At 69.2% G+C, this 24,440-nt stretch carries 24 protein-coding genes; 20 read left to right on the top strand and 4 right to left on the bottom strand.

Annotated features, from left to right (window positions below; genetic code table 11):
* Positions 1–141: 141 nt before the first annotated feature.
* Positions 142–765, bottom strand: coding sequence for an NAD(P)H:quinone oxidoreductase (gene wrbA / locus O2L01_RS11530; protein WP_270122074.1), 624 nt, complete (start codon positions 763–765; stop codon positions 142–144).
* A gap of 447 nt (positions 766–1,212) precedes the next feature.
* Here wrbA and O2L01_RS11525 point away from each other — a divergent pair, with 447 nt between their 5' ends.
* From O2L01_RS11525 to nuoN, 15 genes are all read left to right on the top strand, one after another.
* Entirely contained in the window at positions 1,213–2,499 is a 1,287-nt protein-coding gene (locus O2L01_RS11525; RefSeq protein ID WP_270122073.1) for a geranylgeranyl reductase family protein, read from the top strand.
* Positions 2,500–2,504: 5 nt separating this feature from the next.
* Positions 2,505–2,864, top strand: a complete 360-nt coding sequence (locus tag O2L01_RS11520) for an NADH-quinone oxidoreductase subunit A (RefSeq protein WP_205324118.1) — start codon at positions 2,505–2,507, stop codon at positions 2,862–2,864.
* 9 nt (positions 2,865–2,873) lie between these two features.
* A complete protein-coding gene (locus O2L01_RS11515; RefSeq protein WP_310285149.1) occupies positions 2,874–3,509 on the top strand; it encodes a NuoB/complex I 20 kDa subunit family protein in 636 nt (211 codons plus the stop codon).
* Entirely contained in the window at positions 3,506–4,201 is a 696-nt protein-coding gene (locus O2L01_RS11510) for an NADH-quinone oxidoreductase subunit C (RefSeq protein ID WP_270122072.1), read from the top strand. The genes O2L01_RS11515 and O2L01_RS11510 overlap by 4 nt, the downstream gene beginning before the upstream one ends.
* A 94-nt stretch (positions 4,202–4,295) precedes the next feature.
* On the top strand, positions 4,296–5,639 hold the full coding sequence (locus O2L01_RS11505) for an NADH-quinone oxidoreductase subunit D (protein ID WP_270122071.1): 1,344 nt from the start codon (positions 4,296–4,298) through the stop codon (positions 5,637–5,639).
* Positions 5,636–6,334, top strand: a complete 699-nt coding sequence (nuoE, locus tag O2L01_RS11500; protein WP_270122070.1) for an NADH-quinone oxidoreductase subunit NuoE — start codon at positions 5,636–5,638, stop codon at positions 6,332–6,334. Before O2L01_RS11505 ends, nuoE begins: the two co-directional genes overlap by 4 nt.
* Positions 6,331–7,677 (top strand): NADH-quinone oxidoreductase subunit NuoF, encoded by a 1,347-nt coding sequence (nuoF, locus tag O2L01_RS11495; protein ID WP_270122069.1) that lies wholly within the window; start codon positions 6,331–6,333, stop codon positions 7,675–7,677. Before nuoE ends, nuoF begins: the two co-directional genes overlap by 4 nt.
* A 2-nt stretch (positions 7,678–7,679) precedes the next feature.
* Positions 7,680–10,127 carry an NADH-quinone oxidoreductase subunit G gene (locus O2L01_RS11490; protein WP_270122068.1) on the top strand — a complete coding sequence of 816 codons (2,448 nt, stop codon included), beginning with the start codon at positions 7,680–7,682 and terminating at the stop codon, positions 10,125–10,127.
* Positions 10,127–11,443 (top strand): NADH-quinone oxidoreductase subunit NuoH, encoded by a 1,317-nt coding sequence (nuoH, locus tag O2L01_RS11485; protein ID WP_270122067.1) that lies wholly within the window; start codon positions 10,127–10,129, stop codon positions 11,441–11,443. Before O2L01_RS11490 ends, nuoH begins: the two co-directional genes overlap by 1 nt.
* On the top strand, positions 11,444–12,010 hold the full coding sequence (gene nuoI / locus O2L01_RS11480) for an NADH-quinone oxidoreductase subunit NuoI (RefSeq protein ID WP_270122066.1): 567 nt from the start codon (positions 11,444–11,446) through the stop codon (positions 12,008–12,010).
* Positions 12,007–12,786: an NADH-quinone oxidoreductase subunit J gene (locus tag O2L01_RS11475; protein ID WP_270122065.1), complete on the top strand. Its 780-nt coding sequence runs from the start codon at positions 12,007–12,009 to the stop codon at positions 12,784–12,786. Before nuoI ends, O2L01_RS11475 begins: the two co-directional genes overlap by 4 nt.
* On the top strand, positions 12,783–13,082 hold the full coding sequence (nuoK, locus tag O2L01_RS11470; RefSeq protein WP_270122064.1) for an NADH-quinone oxidoreductase subunit NuoK: 300 nt from the start codon (positions 12,783–12,785) through the stop codon (positions 13,080–13,082). Before O2L01_RS11475 ends, nuoK begins: the two co-directional genes overlap by 4 nt.
* 10 nt (positions 13,083–13,092) lie before the next feature.
* Positions 13,093–14,994 (top strand): NADH-quinone oxidoreductase subunit L, encoded by a 1,902-nt coding sequence (gene nuoL, locus O2L01_RS11465; RefSeq protein WP_270122063.1) that lies wholly within the window; start codon positions 13,093–13,095, stop codon positions 14,992–14,994.
* Positions 14,991–16,547, top strand: coding sequence for an NADH-quinone oxidoreductase subunit M (locus tag O2L01_RS11460; RefSeq protein ID WP_270122062.1), 1,557 nt, complete (start codon positions 14,991–14,993; stop codon positions 16,545–16,547). The genes nuoL and O2L01_RS11460 overlap by 4 nt, the downstream gene beginning before the upstream one ends.
* Positions 16,540–18,093 (top strand): NADH-quinone oxidoreductase subunit NuoN, encoded by a 1,554-nt coding sequence (gene nuoN / locus O2L01_RS11455; RefSeq protein WP_270122061.1) that lies wholly within the window; start codon positions 16,540–16,542, stop codon positions 18,091–18,093. Before O2L01_RS11460 ends, nuoN begins: the two co-directional genes overlap by 8 nt.
* A 68-nt stretch (positions 18,094–18,161) precedes the next feature.
* Here nuoN and O2L01_RS11450 read toward each other — a convergent pair whose 3' ends face one another.
* Entirely contained in the window at positions 18,162–18,881 is a 720-nt protein-coding gene (locus O2L01_RS11450; protein ID WP_270122060.1) for a hypothetical protein, read from the bottom strand.
* Positions 18,882–18,970: 89 nt separating this feature from the next.
* Between O2L01_RS11450 and O2L01_RS11445 the strand changes: the two genes are divergently transcribed.
* A complete protein-coding gene (locus O2L01_RS11445; RefSeq protein WP_270122059.1) occupies positions 18,971–19,558 on the top strand; it encodes a TetR/AcrR family transcriptional regulator in 588 nt (195 codons plus the stop codon).
* Between the two features lie 48 nt (positions 19,559–19,606).
* Here the strand turns inward: O2L01_RS11445 and O2L01_RS11440 are convergent, their stop codons facing one another.
* Positions 19,607–20,155, bottom strand: coding sequence for a hypothetical protein (locus tag O2L01_RS11440; protein WP_270122058.1), 549 nt, complete (start codon positions 20,153–20,155; stop codon positions 19,607–19,609).
* 281 nt (positions 20,156–20,436) lie between these two features.
* Here O2L01_RS11440 and O2L01_RS11435 point away from each other — a divergent pair, with 281 nt between their 5' ends.
* The 4 genes from O2L01_RS11435 to O2L01_RS11420 all read left to right on the top strand — a co-directional run bounded on the left by O2L01_RS11435 (position 20,437) and on the right by O2L01_RS11420 (position 23,392).
* Positions 20,437–21,963: a DHA2 family efflux MFS transporter permease subunit gene (locus tag O2L01_RS11435; protein WP_270122057.1), complete on the top strand. Its 1,527-nt coding sequence runs from the start codon at positions 20,437–20,439 to the stop codon at positions 21,961–21,963.
* Positions 21,941–22,531 (top strand): TetR/AcrR family transcriptional regulator, encoded by a 591-nt coding sequence (locus O2L01_RS11430; protein WP_270122056.1) that lies wholly within the window; start codon positions 21,941–21,943, stop codon positions 22,529–22,531. The genes O2L01_RS11435 and O2L01_RS11430 overlap by 23 nt, the downstream gene beginning before the upstream one ends.
* A 196-nt stretch (positions 22,532–22,727) precedes the next feature.
* The gene (locus tag O2L01_RS11425; RefSeq protein WP_270122055.1) at positions 22,728–22,997 is read left to right on the top strand and encodes a type II toxin-antitoxin system Phd/YefM family antitoxin; all 270 of its coding nucleotides are present in this window, start codon (positions 22,728–22,730) and stop codon (positions 22,995–22,997) included.
* The gene (locus O2L01_RS11420) at positions 22,994–23,392 is read left to right on the top strand and encodes a type II toxin-antitoxin system VapC family toxin (RefSeq protein ID WP_270122054.1); all 399 of its coding nucleotides are present in this window, start codon (positions 22,994–22,996) and stop codon (positions 23,390–23,392) included. Before O2L01_RS11425 ends, O2L01_RS11420 begins: the two co-directional genes overlap by 4 nt.
* On the opposite strand, the gene O2L01_RS11415 is transcribed toward O2L01_RS11420, so the two are convergent.
* The gene (locus tag O2L01_RS11415) at positions 23,389–24,384 is read right to left on the bottom strand and encodes a polyprenyl synthetase family protein (protein WP_374727641.1); all 996 of its coding nucleotides are present in this window, start codon (positions 24,382–24,384) and stop codon (positions 23,389–23,391) included. The two genes, O2L01_RS11420 and O2L01_RS11415, sit on opposite strands and share 4 nt — an antisense overlap.
* Positions 24,385–24,440: the final 56 nt, after the last annotated feature.

The following is a 24,440-nucleotide window of genomic DNA, read 5'->3' as shown; positions in this document are numbered from 1 at the left end:
CATCAACTCACCTCTTCGTCGCTGCCCGCCTGAACCCAAACCAAAAACAAACCCCACCAACGCAAAAAGCGCCCACCCGATCAAAAGATCAGGCGGGCGCTATTCGCGCGTAAGCGACTTACCGAGGTGCCGAGCTACCGACTAAGCAGCGATGGCAGCGCGGCCGGCCTTCAGGGCCGCCGCAGTCTCGACCACGCGCTCGGCCTGGGCGGCCGCGGCGGCGAGGGTCGTCTCGTCGATGTCGGAGCCGTTCCAGTGGGAGACACCGTAAGGCGAGGCGTTGGCGAACAGCGTCTCGTTGGCGTAGCCCGGGGCGACGACGATGCCGCCGAAGTGGTGGAAGGAGTTGTACAGCGCGAGCAGGGTGGACTCGTTGCCGCCGTGCTTGCCGGAGGCGGCCGCGAAGCCCGAGTAGACCTTGCCGGCCAGCTTGCCCTGGAACCAGAGGCCGCCGAGGGTGTCGAGGAACTGCTTGAGCTGCGACGCGACGTTGCCGAAGCGGGTGGGGGAGCCGACGAAGACCGCGTCCGCCCAGTCGACGTCGTCCGGGGTCGCCTCGGGGAGCTCGGCGATCGCGTCGTAGTTGGCGGCCCAGGCCGGGTTCGAGTCGATCGCTTCGCGCGGAGCGAGCTCGGCGACGCGGCGCAGACGCACCTCGGCGCCCTGCTTCTCAGCAGCCTCGGCGATCTGACGGGCCAGGGCGGTGACGTTGCCGGTGGCCGAGTAGAAGATGACGGAGACCTTGACGGGCTCGACAGCAGACATGTTCCTACCTCTTCGAAGAGTGCGAACTGATTAGTTCAGATTTGAATTACCCATCGACCATACGGCCATCCGGGAGAAGTTTCAAATTTGAACGATGTGTCGCTGGCCACGTTGCCTCACTCGCCGCCTTCCCTTATAGGGGCAACGGCATTCGCTCACGGCACTTGTTACGAGAGTGTTTCAAGGGGATACGTGTTGCAAGGGTATTCGACTGTCGGCTTTATCACTAGCTCGACTCGTGTCGCCTCAGGCGCTGGCCTCGCTCCAGCAACTCTGGTTCACGCACGTCTGTATGCACCGTGACCTCGAATAATGACAACTTAGGCGGACCTAAGTGACAGGGCGTAGATAGCGGAGTTCTAGACTTGCGGCAAACGCTTGTGAAGATCTTCACAAGCCGGATGGTCGTTAAAAGGATCACCGCCCCGACCGCCTGAGAGGACGCCCGTGACCACTCACGCATCCCCGGAGGCCGACGTCATCGTCGTCGGCGCGGGACCCGGTGGTTCGGCCGCGGCCTACCACCTGGCCTCCCGGGGCCTCGACGTGCTGCTGCTGGAAAAGACGCATTTCCCCCGCGAGAAGGTCTGCGGCGACGGCCTCACCCCCCGCGCCGTCGCACAACTGCTCAAGATGGGCGTCGACACCTCCGAATCCGCCGGCTGGATCCGCAACCGCGGCCTGCGCGTCGTCGCCGACGACATCGCCATCGAACTCGACTGGCCCGAACTCCAGGCCTTCCCGAACTACGGCCTCACCCGCACTCGCCTCGACTTCGACCAGATCCTCGCCGACCGCGCCGTCGCCGCCGGAGCCTCGCTCGAATGCGGCGTCAAGGTCACCGCGCCGGTCTTCGACCTCGCCGGCCGCGTCTGCGGGGTCACCGCCGTCAAGGACGGCGAGCAGCTGACCTACCGCGCGCCGCTCGTGATCGCCGCCGACGGCGTCTCCGGCCGCCTCGCACTCGCCCTGGGGCTCAAGCGGGACGAGAAGCGCCCCATGGGCGTCGCGGTCCGCCAGTACTACAAGTCCCCGGCCAAGCACGACGACGATTACCTCGAGTCCTGGCTCGCGCTGCGCACCGCCGCCGAGCCGGACGTGCTGCAGCCCGGCTACGGCTGGATCTTCGGCCTCGGCGACGGCCGCGTCAACGTCGGCCTCGGGGTGCTCAACTCCTCCGAGGGCTACGGCAAGACCGACTACCGGGCGCTGCTGCGCGACTGGCTCGCGAACACTCCCGAGGAATGGGGTCTCGCCGACGAGGCGAACGCCGACGGACCAGTGCGCGGCGCCGCGCTTCCCATGGGCTTCAACCGGACCCCGCACTACAGCCGCGGCCTCATGCTCGTCGGCGACTCCGGCGGCATGGTCAACCCCTTCAACGGCGAGGGCATCGCCTACGCGGTGGAGGCCGGCGAGGTCGCCGGATCCGTGGTCGCCGAAGCGTTCAAGGCCCGCTCGGTGCCGCGCCGCGAAGCCGTGCTGCGCACCTACGCCGACAGGATGGACGACCTCTGGGGCTCGTACTACCGCATGGGCGGCGTCTTCACGCACCTCATCGGCAGGCCCGCCGTCATGAAGCTGTGCACCGAGCACGGCCTGAAGCGTCCCGCGCTCATGCGCGTCGTGTTGAAACTGCTGGCGAACCTCACCGACCGACCCGGCCGCGACACCGCCGACCGGATCGTCAACGGCATGCGGATCGTCACGCCCACACTCGGAAGGAGGGTCTAATGGGGATGGAAGTCTACGTGCCCGTCGTCATCATGTTCGCGATCGGCGCCGGGTTCGGCATCGTCTCGGTGGTCGCCTCGCGCATCACCGGCCCGCACCGCAGGAACCGCGCCAAGTACGACCCTTACGAATGCGGCATCGAGCCGGCCCCCACGAGCTCGGGGCCGACGAAGTTCCCGGTGAAGTTCTACCTCACCGCGATGCTGTTCATCGTCTTCGACATCGAGATCATCTTCCTCGTGCCGTGGGCGGTCCACCACGACGTCCTCGGGATCTTCGGGTTCTGGGCCGTCCTCATGTTCATCGCCGCGCTGTTCGTCGCCTACGCCTACGAATGGCGTCGCGGCGGACTGGACTGGGACTGAGGTTCCGAAATGGGTGTAGAAGAGAAACTCCCGCAGGGCATCATCCTCACCACCGTTGAGGCACTGGTGAACTGGACCCGCCGGGCCTCGATGTGGCCCGCCACGTTCGGGCTCGCCTGCTGCGCCATCGAGATGATGGCCACCGGCGCGGCCCGCTACGACACCGGCCGCTTCGGCATGGAGGTCTTCCGGGCCTCCCCGCGCCAGGCGGACCTCATGATCGTCGCCGGACGGGTGAGCCAGAAGATGGCCCCCGTCCTGCGCCAGATCTACGACCAGATGCCCGAACCGAAGTGGGTCCTCTCGATGGGCGTGTGCGCCACGTCCGGCGGCATGTTCAACAACTACGCGATCGTGCAGGGCGTCGACCACGTCGTGCCCGTCGACATGTACCTCCCCGGCTGCCCCCCGCGCCCCGAGATGCTGCTCGACGCGATCCTCAAGCTCCACGAGAAGGTCCAGGCCGAGCCGCTCGGCGAGAAGCGCCGCCAGGCCCTCGCCGACCTCCCCGAGCCCCTGATCAAGCCCGGCGCGATGCCCTCCTCCTACCGCTTCGACAAGCAGCGCAAGAAGGAGTGGACCGAGGCCGTGAAGACCGGGACGGAAGAGCAGCTGCGCATCCGGAAGGCGGTGGCCAAGCGATGAGCGCCGATCCGACAGGGACCGGGGCTGCGGGCCCCGACGACGTGCAGCCGGTCGGCATGCAGCACAAGGGACTGTTCGGCGTCAGCGACACCGGCGACACCTCCGGCTTCGGCGGCCTCGTGCAGGCCCAGCCGAGCGCCGGCGAGATCGTCTCGACGCCCGAACCGCTCGGCGAGTACTTCGACGAGATCGTCGCGGCCCTGCGCGAGGCGCACGGCGACGAGATCACCCGCGCGGTGATCGTCGACCGTGGCGAGCTCACGATCCACATCGCGCCCGACCGCGTCGCCGACGTCTGCAAGACGATGCGCGACGACGAGAGCCTGCGCTTCGAGCTCTGCAGCTCGGTGTCCGGCGTGGACTACCCGGACCAGCGCAACCGGCTCCACGTCACCTATCACCTGACGTCGATGACCTACCGGCGCCGGGTGCGACTCGAAACCGCTGTGGGCCTTGACAACCCGACGGTCGCCTCCGTGACGGCCGTGTACCCGACCGCCGACTGGCAGGAGCGGGAGGCGTACGACATGTTCGGCGTCGTCTTCGAGGGCCACCCGCACCTCACCCGCATCCTCATGCCCGACGACTGGGAGGGCTTCCCGCAGCGGAAGGACTACCCGCTCGGCGGCATCGCCGTGGAGTACAAGGGCGCGCACATCCCTCCGCCGGACGAGAGGCGGGCCTACAAGTGACCAGCGGCATGGACGCCCCACGGGGGGTGCGGGGCGGCGGAGCCCCCCGCGGAGAGAAGCACTGCCCGCCGCCAGACGAGAGGAGGGCCTGCAAGTGACCGCCACCGACAATCACAACGGCACCGCCGACGCTTATGCGGCCGAACGGGACACGACCGAGGGCCGCGTCTACACCGTCACCGGCGGGGACTGGGACGAGCTCGTCGCCTCGGTCGACCCGGTCAGCGAAGAGCGCCTCATCGTCAACCTCGGCCCGCAGCACCCGTCCACGCACGGCGTGCTGCGCCTGGTCTGCGAGCTCGAAGGCGAGACCGTCCGCTCGGTGCGCCCCATCGTCGGCTACCTCCACACCGGCATCGAGAAGAACCTCGAGTACCGCAACTGGACCCAGGGCACGACCTTCGTGACCCGCGCCGACTACCTCGCGCCGATCTTCAACGAGACCGCCTACTGCCTCGCCGTCGAGAAGCTGCTCGGCATCACGGTCCCCAAACGCGCCGACGTGATCCGCGTGATCATGATGGAGCTCAACCGCATCAGCTCCCACCTGGTCGCCCTCGCGACCACGGGCATGGAGCTCGGCGCGCTCTCGATGATGATCTACGGCTTCCGCGACCGCGAGAAGATCCTCGACATCTTCGAGGCCGTCTGCGGCCTGCGCATGAACATGGCGTACGTGCGCCCCGGCGGCGTCGCCCAGGACCTCCCGCGCGACGGCCTCAAGATGATCCGCGAGTTCGTCGACTACATGCCGCAGGGCCTCGACGACTACGAGGGCCTCCTCACCGGCAACGCCATCTGGCAGGAGCGCACCCAGGGCGTCGGCTATCTCGACGTCTCCGGCTGCCTCGCTCTCGGCGTCACCGGCCCCGTGCTCCGCTCCGCCGGGCTCCCCTGGGACCTGCGCAAGACCATGCCGTACTGCGGCTACGAGGAGTACGACTTCGAGGTGCCGACCCACAACGGCGCCGACGCCTGGGCCCGCTACGTCGTGCGTCTGGAGGAGATCCGCCAGAGCCTGCGGATCATCAGCCAGGGCCTCGACAAGCTCGAGCCCGGCCCGGTCATGGTCGAGGACAAGAAGATCGCCTGGCCCGCCCAGCTCGCCCTCGGCAACGACGGCATGGGCAACAGCCTCAACCACATCCGGCACATCATGAGCCAGTCGATGGAGGCCCTGATCCACCACTTCAAGCTCGTCACCGAGGGCTTCCGGGTCCCGGCCGGGCAGGTGTACACCGCCATCGAGGCCCCACGCGGGGAACTCGGCATCCACGCCGTCTCCGACGGCGGCACGAGGCCGTTCCGCGTCCACATGCGAGACCCTTCCTTCGTCAACCTGCAGTCGCTCCCCGCGCTCGCCGAAGGCGGCCTGCTCGCGGACGTCATCGCGGGCGGGGCCTCGCTCGACCCGGTCATGGGAGGTTGCGACAGGTGAACTACCCGGAGAAGATCCGCGAGCAGGCCGAGGCCATCCTCGTCCGCTACCCCGAGGGCCGCGAGCGCTCGGCGCTCCTGCCGCTGCTCCACCTGGTGCAGTCGCACGACGGCTACGTCTCGGACGACGGCATCGCCTTCTGCGCCGAGATCCTGGACATCACCAAGGCGCAGGTGCAGGCGGTCTCGACCTTCTACACGATGTACAAGCGCGAACCGGCCGGCGACTGGCTCGTCTCGGTGTGCACCAACACCCTCTGCCAGGCCAAGGGCGGGCAGAAGCTCTTCGACGCGGTCAGCGACGAACTCGACGTCGGCCATGATGAGACCACTGTGGACGGCAAGATCACGCTGGAGCACGCCGAGTGCCTGGCCGCGTGCGACTACGCGCCCGTGGTCACCGTCAACTACGAGTTCTTCGACGACATGGACGAGGCCAAGACCCTCGACCTGGTGCGCGAGTTGAAGGAAGGCCGCCGCCCGATCCCCACCCGCGGCGCGCCGCTCTGCACGCTCCGCGAGATCTCGGTGCAACTGGCCGGGTTCGAGGAGGAGCGCACCGCCGGGCTCGAAGGCAACGCCCAGGGCGACGCGACGCTCGCCGGCGCGCGCCTCGCGGCTGAAGCGGGCATCACCGCGCCCTCCTACGACCCCAACGCGCCCTTGCTGGACAAACAACCCGAGGAAGCGAAGTGAGCGTTACCGTGCCCGGTCCCAGGCGGCCCCGCGAGGACGCCCTCAACAAGCTCAAGCCCGTCGTCACCAAGCGGTGGATGTCCCCGGGCGCGTGGAAGCTCGACGTCTACGAGCAGCTCGACGGCTACAAGGCGCTCCGCAAGGCCCTCAAGTACTCCGAGGCCGACCTGATCACCTTCATGAAGGACTCCGGCCACCGCGGACGCGGCGGCGCCGGGTTCCCCGTGGGCATGAAGTGGCAGTTCGTGCCCGACGACGGCCAGGACCACTACCTGGTCGTCAACGCCGACGAAGGCGAGCCGGGCACCTGCAAGGACCTGCCGCTCATGATGAACGACCCGCACTCGCTCATCGAGGGCATCGTCATCGCCTCCTACGCCATCAAGGCGAGCCGCGCGTTCGTCTACGTCCGCGGGGAGGCCGTCCACGCCGCCCGCCGTCTGCGCAACGCCGTGCGGGAGGCCAAGGAGGCCGGCTACCTCGGCAAGGACATCCTCGGCTCCGGCTTCGACCTCGAGGTCGTCATCCACTCCGGCGCAGGCGCTTACATCTGCGGCGAGGAGACCGCCCTCCTCGACTCCCTGGAGGGCAAGCGGGGCCAGCCGCGCCTGCGCCCGCCCTTCCCTGCGACGCACGGGCTCTACAACAAGCCCACCTGCATCAACAACGTCGGCTCCATCGCCGCCGTCCCGCACATTGTGCTCGGCGGTGCGCAGTGGTGGAAGGACCTCGGGTCCGAGAACGCCGCGGGCACGATGATCTACTCGCTCTCCGGCCGCGTCAAGCGCCCCGGCCAGTACGAGTGCTCCCTGGGCACCACGCTCCGCGAGCTCATCGAACTCGCCGGCGGCATGGAGGACGGCCACGAGCTCAAGTTCTTCACCCCCGGCGGGTCCTCGACCCCGATGCTCGCGGCCGACTCGATCGACGTCCCCCTCGACTTCGACAACGTCGCCAAGGCCGGCTCGATCCTCGGCACCACCGCGGTCATGATCTTCTCCGACCAGGACGACCCGGTCGTCGCCTGCTGGCGCTGGATCAAGTTCTACGCGCACGAATCCTGCGGCAAGTGCACGCCGTGCCGCGAGGGCAACTACTGGATGGTGCGCGTCTACGAGCGCCTCCTCTCCGGCCAGGGCTCCCTCGGCGACCTCAAGCTCCTCGAGAGCGCGTGCAAGAACCTCCTCGGCCGCTCCTTCTGCGGCCTCGGCGACGGGGCGACCTCGTGCGTCACGTCCTCGCTGAAGTACTTCCGGCAGGACTACCTCGACTACATCGAAGGGCACAAGCCCCCGCTCTTCGCTCCGCCGCTGAACGACAGCTCGAAGATCGGAGCCCACTAGCCATGACCGATCAAGTCACGTTCACCATCGACGGCGTCGAGGTCACGGTTCCCAAGGGCACCTTGATCATCCGCGCCGCCGAGCAGCTCGGCATCGAGATCCCCCGCTTCTGCGACCACCCGCTGCTCGAGCCCGCCGGGGCCTGCCGCCAGTGCCTCGTGGACGTCCCCGACATGGGCAACGGGCGCGGCATGCCCAAGCCCGCCGCCTCCTGCACGACGACCGCCATGGAGGGCATGGTCGTCAAGACCCAGCACACCAGCGAGGTCGCCAAGGAGGCGCAGGAGGGGATCATGGAGTTCCTCCTGATCAACCACCCCCTGGACTGCCCCGTCTGCGACAAGGGCGGCGAGTGCCCCCTCCAGAACCAGGCCATGAGCGCCGGCCGCACCGAGACGCGCATGGAGCCCAAGGACAAGCGCCGTTACAAGAAGGCGCTGCCGATCTCCTCCCAGGTGCTGCTCGACCGCGAGCGCTGCGTGCTCTGCGCGCGCTGCACCCGCTTCTCCGACCAGGTCGCCGGCGACCCGTTCATCGAGCTCATGGAGCGCTCGGCGCTCGAGCAGGTGGGCGTCTACGAGGACGAGCCGTTCGAGTCCTACTTCGCGGGCAACACCGTCCAGATCTGCCCGGTCGGCGCGCTCACCGGCACGCAGTACCGGTTCCGCTCGCGGCCGTTCGACCTCGTGTCGAGCCCGAGCGTGTGCGAGCACTGCTCGGCCGGGTGCGCGCAGCGAACGGACCACCGCCGCGGCAAGGTCCTGCGCCGCCTCGCGGGCGAAGACCCGGCGGTGAACGAGGAGTGGAACTGCGACAAGGGCCGCTGGGCCTCCTCCTACATCGAAGCGTCCGACCGCATCACGAAGCCGCTCGTCCGCGACGAGGACGGGTCCCTGCGCGAAGCGTCCTGGCCCGAGGCCCTGCGCCGCGCGGCCGCCGGACTCAAGGAGGCGGCCGGCCGCGTCGGCGTCCTCCCGGGCGGGCGCCTCACCGTCGAGGACTCGTACGCGTACTCGAAGTTCGCGCGGGTCGTCCTCGGCACCAACGACATCGACTTCCGCTCCCGCCCGCACTCCACTGAGGAGTCCGAGTTCCTGGCGCACGCCGTGGCCGGGGTCTTCCCGTCGAGCGGCGCGGTCACCTACGAGGACCTGGAGAAGGCCCCCGTGGTCGTCACCGTCGGCCTCGAGGTCGAAGAGGAGTGCCCGATCGCGTTCCTGCGCCTGCGCAAGGCGGTGCGCCAGCACGGCCAGCGCGTGCACGTGGTGGCGCCCTTCGCGACCCGCGGCACGGCGAAGCTCAACGGCAACCTCATCGAGGCCCTGCCGGGCGAGGAGGCCGAACTCCTCGACGGCTGGAAGCGCGGCGGCTTCGTGCGCGACGCGCTCAGCGAGGACGGCGCGGTCATCCTCCTCGGCGAGCGTCTCGCCACTGTGGAGGGCGCGTTCTCGGCGGCGGTCAGCTTGGCCAAGGCCACGGGCGCGCGGCTCGCGTGGATTCCGCGGCGAGCGGGCGACCGCGGCGCGGTCGAGTCCGGTTGCCTCCCCGCGCTCCTGCCGGGCGGCGGTCTCGCCTCCTATGCGGCGGACCGCGAGCAGCTCGCCGAGTACTGGGGCGTCGAGTCCCTGCCGAGCAGCGACGGCCGCGGCGCGTGGGACATCCTGCAGGCCGCCGCGGACGGTGACCTGGACGGCCTCCTGATCGGCGGCGTGGACCCGTACGACTTCGCGGACGGTCCGGCGGTCGAGGCGGCGCTGTACGCCGCCCGCTTCGTGGTCTCGCTGGAGATCCGGCACTCGGCCGTGACCCGCGTGGCGGACGTGATCCTGCCGGTCGCGCCGGTGACCGGCAAGCCGGGCGCGTACTTCGACTGGGAGGGGCGCCTGCGGACCTTCGACACGGTGATCCCCACGGATCTGATGTCGGACCACGCGGTGCTGGACACGCTCGCGACGGCGATGGGCGTCGAGCTCGGGACGGCCGAGACCCGCACGGTGCGTGCGGAGCTCGCGGGCCTTCCGGACCCGCTCACCCGCCAGCCGGCCCCGGACTGGGCCGCGGACAAGCCCGCGCACACGCATGAGGACGGCAAGGCCGTGCTCGCGACGTGGCGGCAGCTGCTCGACGGCGGTTCGCTCCAGGAGAACAACCCGCACCTGGCCGGCTGCGCGCCGGACCCGGTGGTGCGGCTCTCCGCCGCGACGGCGAAGGCGATCGGGGCGAGCGAGGGCGGCGGTGTCACCGTGGCGACCTCGATCGGCGGGATCACCTTGCCGCTCAAGGTCACCGACATGCCCGAGGGCGTGGTCTGGCTGCCGCAGAACGCGCCGGGTCGCGGGATCTACCGCCACCTGGGCGCCGGTTCGGGCGATGTGGTCACGATCCGCGCCTACCCGAACGTCCCTCGCCCGGTCACCGACGTCGGAGAAGCCGTGGAGGCGGTCAAGTGATGAACGATCCGATCTGGCTCATGCTCGTCAAGGGCGTGCTCGTCTTCGTGGTGCTGGTGCTGCTGGTGCTGTTCACCATCTGGTTCGAGCGGCGCGTGGTGGCGATCATGCAGGTGCGGCCGGGGCCGAACCGCAACGGGCCCTTCGGGCTCCTGCAGTCGCTCGCGGACGGTCTGAAGCTGGCGTTCAAAGAGGACGTGATGCCGCGGACGGCGGACAGGGTCGTGTTCATCGCGGCGCCGGTCATCGCCGTGGCGTGCGCGTTCACGGCGTTCGCGGTGATCCCGTTCGGGCCTGAGGTGAACGTCTTCGGGATGGAGACGGAGCTGCAGCTCACCGATTTCGAGGTGAGCGTGCTGCTGATCCTGGCGTGCTCGGCGGTCGGCGTGTACGGCATCGTGCTCGCCGGCTGGTCCTCCGGTTCCACGTACTCGCTGCTGGGCGCGCTCCGCGCTGCGGCGCAGGTGATCTCGTACGAGATCGCGCTGGGCCTGGCGGTCTTGACGGTCTTCTTCCAGTCGCAGCTGATGTCGACGGGCGCGATCGTGGAGGCGCAGGCCCAGGGCCTGCCGCTGAACATCGCGGGTGCGGAGATCACGCTGCCGGGCTGGTACTTCCTGGTGCTCGCGCCGAGCTTCGTGATCTTCGTGATCGCGATGGTGGGCGAGACGAACCGCGCCCCGTTCGACCTTCCCGAAGCGGAGTCGGAGCTGGTGGCGGGGTTCGCGACGGAGTACTCGAGTCTGAAGTACGCGTCGTTCTTCCTGGCGGAGTACGTCAACATGGTGACGATGTCGGCCCTGTGCGTGACGCTCTTCCTGGGCGGCTGGGCCGCGCCGTTCCCGAACTCGTGGTGGCCGGGCGCGAACGAGGGGTTCATGCCGCTGGTGTGGTTCTTCGGGAAGGTCCTGGCGTTCCTGTTCTTCTACGTGTGGCTGCGCGGCACGCTGCCGCGCCTGCGCTACGACCAGTTCATGCGCCTGGGCTGGAAGGTCCTCGTGCCGGTCTCGCTGGTGTGGCTCATGGTCTTGGCGGCCATGAACATCGGCCTGGACACGGACAACGAGCTGCCGACCCGGATCGCCTTCGCGGGCGGCGCGGCGATCGTGGTGATGGCCCTGATCTTCTTCTGGCCCAGCCGGAAGCCGTACGAAGACCCGGCCGAGCCGGACACGGGCCTGGGCGGCTTCCCCGTCCCGCCCCTGGATCTCGCGGTCCCGCCGAACCCGCGCGCGCTGCGCGAGCTCGAACCTGCAAACACGTCTGCCGTCCCTATCAACGGCTCTCGTCCGACTGACAAGGGAGAGGAGGAGTAGATGTCCGGTTTCGCAAAGGGTTTCGGCGTCACCTTCTCGCACATGTTCAAGCCGAAGGTCACGGTCGACTACCCCGAGGAGCCTTCGAAGCTCCAGCCGCGCTTCCACGGCCGCCACGTGCTCAACCGCCACCCGGACGGGCTCGAGAAGTGCATCGGCTGCGAGCTGTGCGCCTGGGCCTGCCCGGCCGACGCGATCTACGTGGAGGGCGCGGAGAACACCGAGGCCGAGCGGTTCTCGCCCGGCGAGCGGTACGCCAAGACCTACCAGATCAACTACGCGCGCTGCATCTTCTGCGGCCTGTGCATCGAGGCCTGCCCGACGCGTTCGCTCACGATGAGCAACGAGTACGAGCTGGCCCGCGACGACCGGCGCGACCTCATCTTCACGAAGGAGGAGCTGCTGGCCCCGCTCATCGAGGGCATGGAGCAGCCGCCGCACCCGATGCGCCTGGGCGCCAGCGAGAAGGCCTACTACGACTCGGGCCCGGTCAACCCCGGCGCGAGCGAGGGCGCGGAGTTCTCGCTGACGGAGATGCTGGCGCAGAACCGGAGGGGTGAGCAGTGATCGACCTGGCGCAGACCGTCGCTCAGAACGCCTCAATGGGCGAATCGGTCTTCTTCTGGATCCTCGCGCCGATCGCGCTCGGCGGGGCCATGGGCCTGGTGCTGGCGCGCTCGGCGATCCACGCGGCGCTGATGCTGGCGATCACCATGATGTGCCTGGCGGTCTTCTACATCATGCAGTCCGCGCCGTTCCTCGGCTTCGTGCAGATCATGGTCTACACGGGCGCGATCATGATGCTGTTCCTGTTCGTGCTCATGCTGTTCGGGCGCGACTCGAAGGACTCGATGTTCGAGACGCTGCGCGGGCAGCGGCTCCTGGCCGTGCTCCTCGGCATCGGCCTGGCGGCGCTCCTGGCCTCCGGGCTGGCCCGCGCGGTCTCGGGCATGACGATCGCGGCCGACCCGCGCTGGGCCACCGGGGCGCAGACGAACGTGGAGGCGATCGCCGAGGCGCTGTTCTCGACGTACCTGTTCCCGTTCGAGGTCGTCTCGGGCGTGCTCACCGTGGCCGCCGTGGGCGCCTTGATGTTCGCGCACGTCGCCAAGAAGGGCGGCCACCGCGGGCAGCGGGAGCACAGCCGCGAGCGGTTCGCGCCGGGCAACTACCCGGGCCCGAAGCCCGGCCCTGGCGTGTTCGCGACCTCGGACTCGACGGCGACGCCCGCGCTGCGGCCGGACGGCTCGATCGAGCCGGCGTCGCTCTCGGAGTACGTCCCGCCGCGCCAGCTCACGGCCGCCGAGTCGGCCCCGAAGCACACGGAAGGGCGGGACGCATGAGCCCCGAGTACTACCTGATCCTGGCGGCCGCGCTGTTCACGATCGGCGCGGTCGGCGTCCTGGTGCGGCGCAACTCGATCGTCGTGTTCATGTGCGTGGAGCTGATGCTCAACGCCGGGAACCTGACCCTGGTCACCTTCGCCCGCACCACCGGCAGCATCGACGGGCAGGTGATGGCGTTCTTCGTGATGGCCGTGGCCGCCGCCGAGGTCGTCGTCGGCCTGGCGATCATCATGGCGATCTACCGGTCCCGGCGCTCCGCCTCCGTCGACGACGCCAACCTGCTGAAGGCCTAGAGAGGACACAGTGGACGAAATCTCGTACGCACCGGCCGAAGGGCTCCTCTCGTGGACGTGGCTGCTCATCGCCCTGCCCGCGATAGGCGCGACGGTCCTGCTGCTCGCGGGCCGCCGCTCCGACAAGTGGGGCCACTGGCTCGGCGTCGTCACCGTCGGCGGCGCCTTCGCACTCGCCGTCGCCATGTTCAGCTCCCTTGCGGGCCTTGACAACAAGAGCGCGAACCTCGACCTGTTCACGATCATCTCGATCGGAGACCTGCGCCTCGAGGCGAACCTGCTCTTCGACCCGCTGAGCGCCGTGTTCTGCCTGCTCATCACCGGGGTCGGGCTGCTCATCCACGTCTACGCCGTCGGCTACATGGCCCACGACGAGGGACGCCGGAAGTTCTTCGCCTACTTCAACCTGTTCGCCGCCGCGATGCTCGTGCTCGTCCTCGGCGGCAACTACTTCATGACCTTCATCGGCTGGGAGGGCGTGGGCCTCGCCTCCTACCTCCTGATCTCCTTCTGGCAGTTGAAGCCCGCCGCGGCCACCGCCGGCAAGAAGGCCTTCCTCACCAACCGCGTGGCCGACGTCGGGTTCCTCCTGGCGATGTTCACGATGCTCGGCGCCCTCGGCACCGTCGACTTCCAAGAGGTCTTCAACGGCGCCGGGTCGCTCTCGACCGGGACGAGCCTCGCCATCGGGCTGCTGCTCCTCGCGGCCGCCTGCGGCAAGTCCGGCCAGTTCCCGTTCCAGACCTGGCTCCCGGACGCGATGGAGGGCCCGACCCCGGTCTCGGCCCTCATCCACGCCGCCACCATGGTCACCGCGGGCGTCTACCTGATCGCCCGCTCGAACGTCATCTTCAGCCTCAACGCCGACGTGCAGACCGCCGTCGTCGTCGTGGGCGCCCTCACCCTCCTCTTCGGAGCGATCGTGGGCTGCGCCAAGGACGACATCAAGCGGGTCCTCGCCTGGTCCACGGTCTCCCAGATCGGCTACATGTTCCTCGCCGTCGGCCTCGGCGGCGGGGCGTTCGCGCTCGGCATCATCCACCTGCTCGCGCACGGCTTCTTCAAGGCCGGCCTCTTCCTCGGCTCCGGCTCGGTCATGCACGCCATGAACGACCAGACCGACATCCGCCGCTTCGGCGGCCTCTGGCGGAAGATGCCCCTCACGTACGCGACCTTCGCCGCCGGCTGGCTCGCCATCATCGGCCTGTTCCCGTTCTCGGGCTTCTGGACCAAGGACCCGATCATCGCCTCCGCGTTCGCCCGCGAAGGCTGGCAGGGCTGGGTCGTGGGCAGCGCCGCCCTCCTCGGCGCGGCGCTCACCGCGTTCTACATGACCCGCCTGTTCGTGCTCACCTTCCACGGCCCCAAGCGGTGGACCGAGGACGTGCACCCGCACGAGTCCCCGGCGATCATGACCGCGCCGCTGGTGCTGCTCGGCCTCGGCTCGCTCGGCGCGGGCGGCCTCATGGCCACCTCCGTCGCCGACTGGCTCGTCCCGGTCTTCGGCGAGCCGCACGAGGTCCACGGCCACCTGAGCCACATGCAGGTCACCATCGCCACCACTGTCGTGGTGGTCCTCGGCGCGGCCCTCGGCTGGTTCCTGTTCCGCAACGGCACCGACGAAGTGCCGCGCGCCGCGGCCTGGCCGGTGCGCTTCGCCCGCGCCGACCTCGGGGGCGAGGCCGTCAACCGCGGCGTCTTCGAACGCCCGAGCCGCCTGGCCGCCAGCGCTTCGGTCGCCATGGACGGCCGCGTCGTCGACGGCGCCGTGAACGGCCTCTCGGCCGCGATCGGCGGCACCTCGCGCCGCCTGCTCGTGGTGCAGACCGGTTTCGTCCGCACCTATGCCCTGTCCATTCTGTCCGGCGCCGTCATCGTGGTGGCCGCGCTCATGGTGGTGGTCGTCCAATGAACGAACTCCCGTTGCTGTCGGCGCTGGTCGCCGTGCCCCTGATCGGGGCCGTGATCGTCGCGTCGATCCGCCGCGAGAACGCCGACGCGGCCCGCTGGACCGCCCTCGGCGTCTCCGGCGCGGTCGCCCTGCTGACCGCGCTCGTGGCGCTCGGCTTCGACTACTCCGCGGGCGCGCCGTGGCTCCAGTTCACCGAGTCCTACACGTGGATCGACGCGTGGGACCTGAACCTGTCGTGGGGGATCGACGGCATCGCGCTGCTCCTGGTCATCCTCACGGCCGGGCTGACGCCGATCGCGATGCTCGCGGCCTGGCGGGACCTGGACTCGGTGAAGCGCTCGGTGCCGGCGTTCTTCGCGCTGATCCTGGCGCTCGAGGCGGCGATGCTGGCGACCTTCCTGGCCTCCAACGTGCTGCTGTTCTACTTCTTCTTCGAAGCGATGCTCGTCCCGATGTACTTCCTCATCGGCTCGTACGGCACCGGTCAGAAGAAGCAGTACGCGGCGGTGAAGTTCTTCCTCTACAACCTGCTCGGCGGCCTGCTCATGCTCGTGGCCGTGATCGCCCTGTGGGTGGACAACGGCGGCGTCTTCGACTGGCAGACCCTGGTGGACGCGGATCCGATGGCGGCCGGGACGCTGCAGAACTGGCTGTTCCTCGGCTTCTTCCTGGCGTTCGCGATCAAGGCCCCGTTCTTCCCGTTCCACACGTGGCTGCCGGACGCGGGCGGGGCGGCGCCCGCCGCGGCCGCGGCGCTCCTGGTCGGCGTGATGGACAAGATCGGGACGTTCGCGATCCTGCGCTACTGCATCCCGCTGTTCCCTGACGCGACGAAGACGTTCGCGCCGTGGGTGATCGGCATGAGCGTCATCGGCGTGCTGTACGCCGCGTTCGTGGCCATCGGGCAGACCGACCTGAAGCGCCTGGTGGCCTACACGTCGATCGCGCACTTCGGCTTCATCGGCATCGGCATCTTCGCGTTCACGCAGGAGGCCGCCACCGGCGCGGTGCTGTACATGTTCAACCACGGCCTCGCCACGGGCCTCTTGTTCATGGTCGTCGGCTTCCTCACGATCCGCCGCGGCTCGGCGCAGATCGCGGACTACGGCGGGGCGGCCAAGACGCTGCCGCTGCTGGCCGGGATCTTCCTGTTCGCCGGGCTCGCGTCGCTCTCGCTGCCGGGCACGGCGCCGTTCATCTCCGAGTTCCTGGTCCTGCTGGGCGCCTTCAACGGCACGTTCGGCGGCAACGAGCCCGTGGCGGTCCTCGCGACCCTCGGCATCATCCTCGCCGCCGCGTACGTGATCTGGATGTACCAGCGCACCATGCAGGGCACCCGGAACCCGGTGCTCGACGAGATGCCGGGGATGAAGCGCGACCTCACGGTCCGCGAGAAGGCGCTCGTGGCGCCGCTGGTGATCGCGATCCTCGTCTTCGGGTTCTACCCGCAGCCGCTGATCGACGCGGCCCAGCCGGCCGTCGACAACACGCTCCTCTTCATCTCCGGTTCCACCGAGGACCTGCCCGCCGCCGAAGGAGTCACCAATGAATGAGGCCCAGCAAGCGGGGCTCCAGATCGACTGGGCCGGCCTGGCCCCCATGGTCATCGTGTTCGTCGCGGCCTTCGGCGGGCTCCTCGTGGAGGCCACGGTCCCCAAGGGCCGCAGGCTCGTGGTGCAGGTGTCCCTCGCGGTCCTCGCCCTGGCCGCCGCGTTCGTCGCGGTGGTCCTGAACTCTGACAAGCACGGCACGGCGTTCTCCATCGAGGGCGTCGGCATCGGCTCGGTCGTCCTGGACGGCCCCGGCCTGTTCCTGCAGGGGACGCTGGCGATCCTGTCGATCATCGCGGTGCTGCTCCTCGCGGAGCGGCGCACGACGCGCGGCGGCGACTTCGTGGCCGAGGCCGCCGTGGTCGCGGACTCGGCGGCGGACAAGGCGCAGCGGCGCGAGGACGGCGCGACGGAGATCTTCCCGCTGACGCTCTTCGCGGTCGGCGGCATGATGATGTTCGTGACCGCGGGCGACCTGCTCACCATGTTCGTGGCGCTCGAGATGCTGAGCCTCCCGCTGTACCTGCTGTGCGGGCTGGCGAAGCGCCGCCGCCTCATCAGCCAGGAGGCCGCGCTCAAGTACTTCCTCTTGGGCGCCTTCGCCTCCGCGTTCTACGTGTACGGCATGGCGATGCTCTTCGGCTTCGCCGGCACCGTCGACCTCGCCGGGATCAACCAGGCGGGCGTCGACTCCGGCCAGCCGCGCCTGTTCCTGTACATCGGGGTGGCGATGATCGCGGTCGCGATGCTCTTCAAGGCCGCCGCGGTCCCGTTCCACATGTGGACCCCGGACGTCTACACGGGCGCGCCGACCCCGGTCACCGCGCTCATGGCCGCGTGCGTCAAGGTCGCGGCCTTCGGCGGGCTCCTCCGCGTGTTCAACGTGGGCCTGGCGTCCTCCGCGTGGGACTGGCACCTGATCCTCACGGTCATCGCGGTGGCGACGATGCTGGGCGGCGCGATCTTCGCCGTCACGCAGCGGAACATCAAGCGGCTCTTGGCCTACAGCTCCATCGCGAACGCCGGCTACCTGCTGATCGGCGTGATCGCCCTCGGCGAGGCGGTCGGCCAGACCATGTTCTACCTGGCCGCTTACGGCTTCACCGTGATCGCCGCGTTCGCCGTCGTCTCGCTCGTGCGCGACGGCGACGAGGAGGCGACCCACCTGGCCCGCTGGGCCGGGCTCGGCAAGAAGTCCCCGGGCACCGCGGTCGTGGTCACGATCCTGATGCTCGCCTTGGCGGGTCTGCCGTTCACGAGCGGCTTCACCGCCAAGTTCAGCCTGTTCGCCGCGGCCCTCCAGGCCGACGAGCTCGGGCTCGTGATCGTCGGCGTGGTCTCCTCGGCGATCCTCGCCTTCCCGTACTTGAAGGTGGTCGTCCTGCTCTGGCTCAACGAGCCCGCGCCCGACGCCCCCACGGTCAACCTGCCGAGCCCCATGGCCGGCACCGTGGTCGCCGCGGGCGTCGCCGCCACGATCCTCCTCGGGATCGTGCCCGGCTTCCTCCTCGACCTCGTCGACCAGGCCAGCACCTTTCTGAACACCTAAGGCACGCAACGAAAAAGGGCCGCGGGGAGCATTGCTCCCCGCGGCCTTTCCATACCCCCTAGGCAGGTCTACGGCTCCCTCGACGCGTCCGCGTAGGGAGGTGCGGGCTGCGGCCCGGTGCCCTCATAGGCCGCGATCCACGAGTCGTGCAGCCACATCTGGGTCCCGCGGCGGCCTTCGCCGGAGTCCCACGCGATGTCGCGCTCGTAGGTCAGCACGCCCCCGTCAGGGCCGACGATGACCCAGGCGTACAGGCCGTCCTCGTGGTGCATCTTGACCTTCATGCCGGAGACCGTGATCTCGGCGCCGTCGTCGGTCGTGACGGTCTCGTCGTGCTGCTGCACGAAGTTCACGGAGAGCCCGCCCAGGTAGTCGGGCGCGACGGTGTGGATGAAGTCGAACGCGCGCTTCTCGGCCTCCTCCTCGTCGAGCAGCGCCGCCCCGGCGCCCTCCTCCGAGAGCTTCGTGAAGCCCAGGATCGTGCCCTCCTGGTCGAGCACGACCGTGGCGTGCGGCCCGCCGAGCCGGTAGTCCCCGGGCTGGTGGCGAATGACGTGGACGGCGCGCTCGTCGTGGTGCTCGGTGCGCACGTCGACGATCTCCCACCCCTCCGGGATCTCCAGGCCGGTGCCTTCCAGCGCGGCGGTCTCGAGTTGCTGTGCGGTCTGCATGTCCGGCTCCGGCAGGTCGGGTTCGGGTTCGGTGTCGTCGGCGGCGTAGACCGCCGCTGCGGTGCCGACGGTGACCAGGACGGCGCCCGTCACGACGGCGGTGGCTATGCGACCCATTCGGTCTGCTCCTTCCAACGGAAACGTTGGAGTTGAGTATAAGCATAGCGTGGATGGATTTCAACGCAACCGTTGGATATGATTCCCGCATGGCCTGGAACACCGCTGAGACCAAGCGCAAGCTCAAGGAAGCCGCCGTCGCGGAATTCGCCGAGCACGGGCTCGGCGGCACCACCATGGAGCGCGTCGCCCGCCGCGCCGGCGTCAACAAGGAGCGGCTCTACAGCTACTTCGGCGACAAGTCCCAGCTCTTCGCCACCGTCCTCGCGGACGAGCTGAACAAGGTCGCCGCCGCCGTCCCCCTCACCGCCCTCGAAGGCCCCGAAGCGGTCGGCGACTACGCGGCCGACGTCTACGACTACCACTCCGAGCACCCCGAGCTCACCCGCCTGCTCCTCTGGGAAGCCCTCACCGACCTCCCCGAAGTCCCCGACGAAGAGGCCCGCACCGACTACTACCGCGCTAAGGTCGCCGTCTTCGCCGAAGCCCAGCGGGCCCGCCGCATCAGCGACCACCTCGCCCCCGCCGACCTCGCGTTCCTCATCCTCGCCCTCGCCGGCTGGTGGTACGCCGTCCCGCAGATGGCCCGCATGATGCACGCCCACGCCACCGCCGAAGACTCCCCGCGGACCGCCCTCCGCAAGGCCGCCACGACCCTCGCCACCCCTGCTCCTTGAACGCGAAAAAGCCGCGGAGCGTGCTCCGCGGCTTTCTCTCCATGCGTCTTAGCGGGCGTTGACCGCTTCGAGTTCCCCGGTCTCGGAGAGCTCGCGGTCGATCTCCTCGAACAGCTCTTCGGCGGCGAACCAGGCCTTGGCGGCCTTGGTGCGCAGGAGCAGGAGGGTCGCGGTGGGGAAGGAGCCGCAGACGACGAGCATCGCGGCGGCGCTGAGGAAGAACGGGGCCTCATCGGGGAAGGTCGCGAAGTAGGCGCGGCCGAGGATCCACAGGTACATCGCGGCGGGGACGATCGCGAGGGCCCACCACGCGGCCGTGACCGCGTGGGCGCGGCGGCGGCCGAGGCGCGTCGCGATGAACGGCATCGAGACCGTGACGGCGACGCTGAGCAGGATCGTGACGAGGCGTTCGAGGTCGATCGAGCCGATGACGTCGAGCATCGTGTCGTGGCTGGAGGTCGACCGCGTCGCGTCGAAGAGGAACCGCACGCCGATCGAGTAGAGCAGCACGATGGCCGCGAACTGGAGCCAGATGACGCCTTGCGCGGCGAGGACGGACTTCGGCTTGGCAGAGGGCCCGGTGTGTCTGGGTCGCACTGCGCTCCCTTCTCGGCCGCGGATGCGCGCCGAAGGATCGCCCGGCGGACCACGGGTCGACACCGGAACACTCAAGCGTTGGCACGGCTCGCAAGCTTCGCCGTGGCGGAGGGCGCCGCTTCCTGGGGACAGCGACCTTTGAACGATAGCGAACCCCGACTACCCGCAGGGAACCGGTGCGATCCAGAACACGAACGATCCGGACACAGTTCGGGCACCCTTGACAGCCGAAATTCTGATAGCTACTGTCAAATGACAGTAACTTCCAGAATTGAGGCGCCATGGCACCCGTATCCGCCCGCCGTCGCTGGTGGGCCCTCCTCTCGCTCCTGTTCGGCCTGCTCGTCGTGGGCCTCGACATCACGATCCTCAACGTCGCCCTGCCGACCCTCGCCGTCGACCTCGACGCCTCGACCGCGGACCTGCAGTGGATCGTCGACGCGTTCATCGTCGCGCTGGCGGCGCTGCTCCTGCCCGCAGGCATCCTCGGCGACCGGCTCGGACGCAAGAAGGTCCTCCTCGCCGGCCTCGCGATCTTCGGCCTGGCCTGCGGCCTCGCGACGATCGCCGACTCGGTGGGCGTGCTCATCGCCGCCCGCGCCCTCATGGGCGTCGGCGCGGCCGTGGTCATGCCCGTCTCGATCGCGGTGGTGCCCAGCATGTTCCAAGGCGCCGAACGCACCCGCGCCGTCGCGCTCCTGACCGCCGGCATGGCGGTCGGGCTGCCGCTCGGCCCGCTCCTCGGCGGCTGGCTCCTCGAGCACTACTGGTGGGGCTCGGTCTTCCTCATCAACCTGCCGCTCATCGTGATCGGCTTCTTCGCCATCGCGTTCCTGCTCCCCGAGTCCACCGACCGCAACGCGCCGAAGCTGCACCTCTTCGCGACCCTCGCGGCCGTGGTCGGGCTGGCCGCCCTGGTCTACGGGGTCATCGAAGCGCCCGTCGACGGGTGGCTCTCGGCCTCGACGCTCATCGGGTGCCTCGGCGGGCTCGCGCTCATCGCGGCCTTCGTCGCCTCGCAGGTCCGGTCTCCCGAACCGATGGTCGACCTCGGCCTGTTCAAGGACCGGGCGTTCCTGTGGGGCTCGATGATCGCCACGGCCGCCTCGATGCTCATGATGGGCGCGCTCTTCCTTGTGCCGCAATACCTCCAGATCGTCGAGGGGCACAGCGCCTTCGGCACGGGCCTGCGGCTGCTGCCGATGATCGGCGGGCTCATGGTCGGCGGGCTCGGCGCGGAACGCCTGGCCGCCCGGTTCGGGTACCGGTTCACCGTCATCGCGGGCCTGGTCCTCTCCGCCGCCGGGTGCGCGCTCGCCACCGCCACCGACCCGGGCACGGGCTTCGGGCTCGTCGCGATCTGGCTCGCGGTCCTCGGCGCCGGCTTCGGGCTCTCGCTCGTGCCCGCCACGGACGCGGTCCTCGCCGCCCTGCCGCCCGACCGCGCCGCGATCGGCTCGGCCCTGATGCAGACCCTGCGCCAGACCGGCGGCGCGATCGGCGTTGCCGTCTTCGGGTCGATCGCCTCCAGCGTCTACCGCTCCGAGCTCGACCTGCCGCCGCTCCCGCCCGAGGCCGCCCACGCCGCGGAGGACTCCGTGGCCGGCGCCGCCGCCGTCGCCGAAGCGCTCGGCTCGCCCGAGACGGCGCAGCAGGCGTTCGACGCGTTCACGGACGGCATGGGCGCGGTGTTCCTGGTCTGCGCGGTGCTCGCCGTCGTGGTCGCGTGCGCGGCCGGCCCGAGGTTCCCGAAGCACCCGGGAGCCGAAGAGGCACAATCGCAGCATGAACCGTCCCGGGCTGCGTGAGCGCAAGAAGATCGAGACCCTGCACCGGTTGCAGGAGGAGGCCCTGCGGCTCTTCGACGAGCACGGCTACGACGCGACGACGATCGAGCAGATCGCCGAAGCCGCAGGGGTCTCCCCCTCGACCTTCTACCGCTACTTCCCGACGAAGGAGGACGTGGTCGTCCAGGACGAGTACGACCCGCTCATCGTCAACGTGTTCGAGAGCCAGTCCGCGGACGACGCCCCCCTCGACGCGCTGCGCGCCGTCCTCAGCGTCCTCTTCGCCGAGTTCACCGACGCGGACATCGAACGCGTGCGCCGCCGCGTCCGCATGATCTTCGCCGTCCCGGCCCTGCGCGCCAGGCAGGTCCAGCAGACGGTCGCCACCGAGGAACTGCTCGCCCGCATGGTCGCCGAACGCACCGGCCGCTCGCCCGGCGACCTCGAGATCCGCCACTTCACGGCCCTCATCGTCACCTCGTGGACCGTGGCCATCAGCGCCTGGGCCGAGACCGACGGCGGCAAGGACGACCTCGCGGCCACGATGGACCGCTGCCTCGCGCACCTCGAAGCGGGCGCCCCGCTATGAGGCCGAAGCACCGACGGGAAGACTTGGAGGACACGATCGCCATCCTCCGCAACCGGATCGCCCGAGCCGGAGACGCGCAACCGGTCGAGCATGAGGAGGCCAAACGGCGTCTCCGCGAAGCCGCAGCCAAGGCGGTAGGGCGCGACGGCCGCTCAAGTCCGTAGCCCAACGTGTCTCGTCGTGCTACATTGGGGGTATGGAGACGATCACACAGCGCGAGTTTCGCAACAATTCCGCCGCGGTCATGACCGCTGTCGAGGCGGGGCAGAGTTTCGTCATCACCCGCAACGGCGTCGAAGTCGCGGAGGTGCGACCAGTAAGCCGTCGGCGCAGGCTTACTACCGCCGAGTTGATCGAGCGTCACAAGCGTCTTCCGAAGATCGATTACGCGGAGATGCGTGCTGAAGCGGACGAGTTCTTCGGGGAGAACCGCCTCGGCGACAGCGATCCTTGGGAGCGAAAGTGACCGAGCCTCGCGGAGTGCTGGACACCTGCACCTACATCGATGTGGTCGAGATCGACCCGAAACTGCTGCCCGCGATACCAGAACTGACGGCGATCACGCTGACCGAGCTTCACCAAGGCGTTGCGATGGCGCGGACCGCGACCTCGCGTGCCCTTCGGTTGGAGGTACTCAACTCCGCCATTGACGAGTTCGAACCGTTGCCTTACGACGGTGAGGCCGCCAGCCGATTCGGCACGCTCGCGACCTTGACGGTCGAACAGGGGCGTTCGCCGAAGCCCCGCCAGATGGACCTCATGATCGCAGCCGTCGCATCGGTGCACGAGCTGCCGCTCTACACACGCAATCCGGAGGACTTCAAGGGACTTGAGTCCCTGGTGCGGGTCGTAGGGGTCTAGGCGTCGCGCTCGATCATGTAGTCGCAGATGTCGACCAGGGCCTTCTGGGCCGGGCCCTCCGGAAGGGATTTCGCGAGGGCGCGGGCCCGCTCCTGGTACTGCAGCAGCGTCGCCTTGGCCTGCTCGAGGGCCTTCGACCCGCGCAGGAGTTCAAGGGCCTCTTGGAGATCCGCCTCGGGGACGGGACCGGCGACGAGCTCGCGCAGGCGCGCGTCCGCCGGGTCGTCGTCGGCGAGCGCGTAGATCACCGGGAGCGTCGGCACGCCTTCGAGGAGGTCCGTGCCCGGGGTCTTCCCCGACGAGTCCGAGGCGATGTCGATGATGTCGTCGGCGATCTGGAACGCGACGCCGATGACCTCGCCGAACTCCTCGGCGGTCGCGATGGTCTCCTCGGTCGCGCCCGCGAACCACGCGCCGAACTTGGCGCATGTGGCGATGAGCGAGCCGGTCTTCTCCGAGAGGATCTCGAGGTGCCATTCGACCGGGTCGACGCCCTCGGGCTGCGGCATGGTCTCGTTGATCTGGCCGCGCACGAGCCGCGCGAACGTCGCGGCCTGGAGGCGCACGGCGTCGATGCCGAGGTCGGCCATCATCTGCGCGGCCTGGCTGAACAGGTAGTCGCCGGTGAGGATCGCGACCGAGTTGTCCCAGCGGGCGTTGGCGCTCGGGGCGCCGCGGCGCACGGCGGCCTCGTCCATGACGTCGTCGTGGTACAGCGTCGCGAGGTGCGTCAGCTCCAGCGCGACGGCGGCGTCGAGGATCCCGGGCCGGGCCGGGTCGCCGAGGTGCGCGCACGCGAGCGTGAGCATCGGGCGGAAGCGCTTCCCGCCGGCGCGGATGAGGTGGGACCCGGACTGGCGCAGCAGCGGCTGGTCGGTGTCGACGGCTTTGAGCAGTCGTTCCTCGACGAGCTCGAGGGAAGCGCGGATGGCTTCGGCGAAGGCCTCGTCGGAGAAGGTCAGCGCGGTCTGGGCGCGTCGGGTGGTCACCACAGCCTCACCTTATCGTGTGAACGCCCCGGACCGCTCGGCACGGGATGAGGGAGTCG

It is taken from the genome of Glycomyces lechevalierae (assembly GCF_027622945.1).
GTDB lineage: Bacteria > Actinomycetota > Actinomycetes > Mycobacteriales > Micromonosporaceae > Glycomyces > Glycomyces rutgersensis.
Note: the sequence above shows the minus strand (reverse complement) of the source record. Positions and strands in the feature narration are given on the sequence as shown.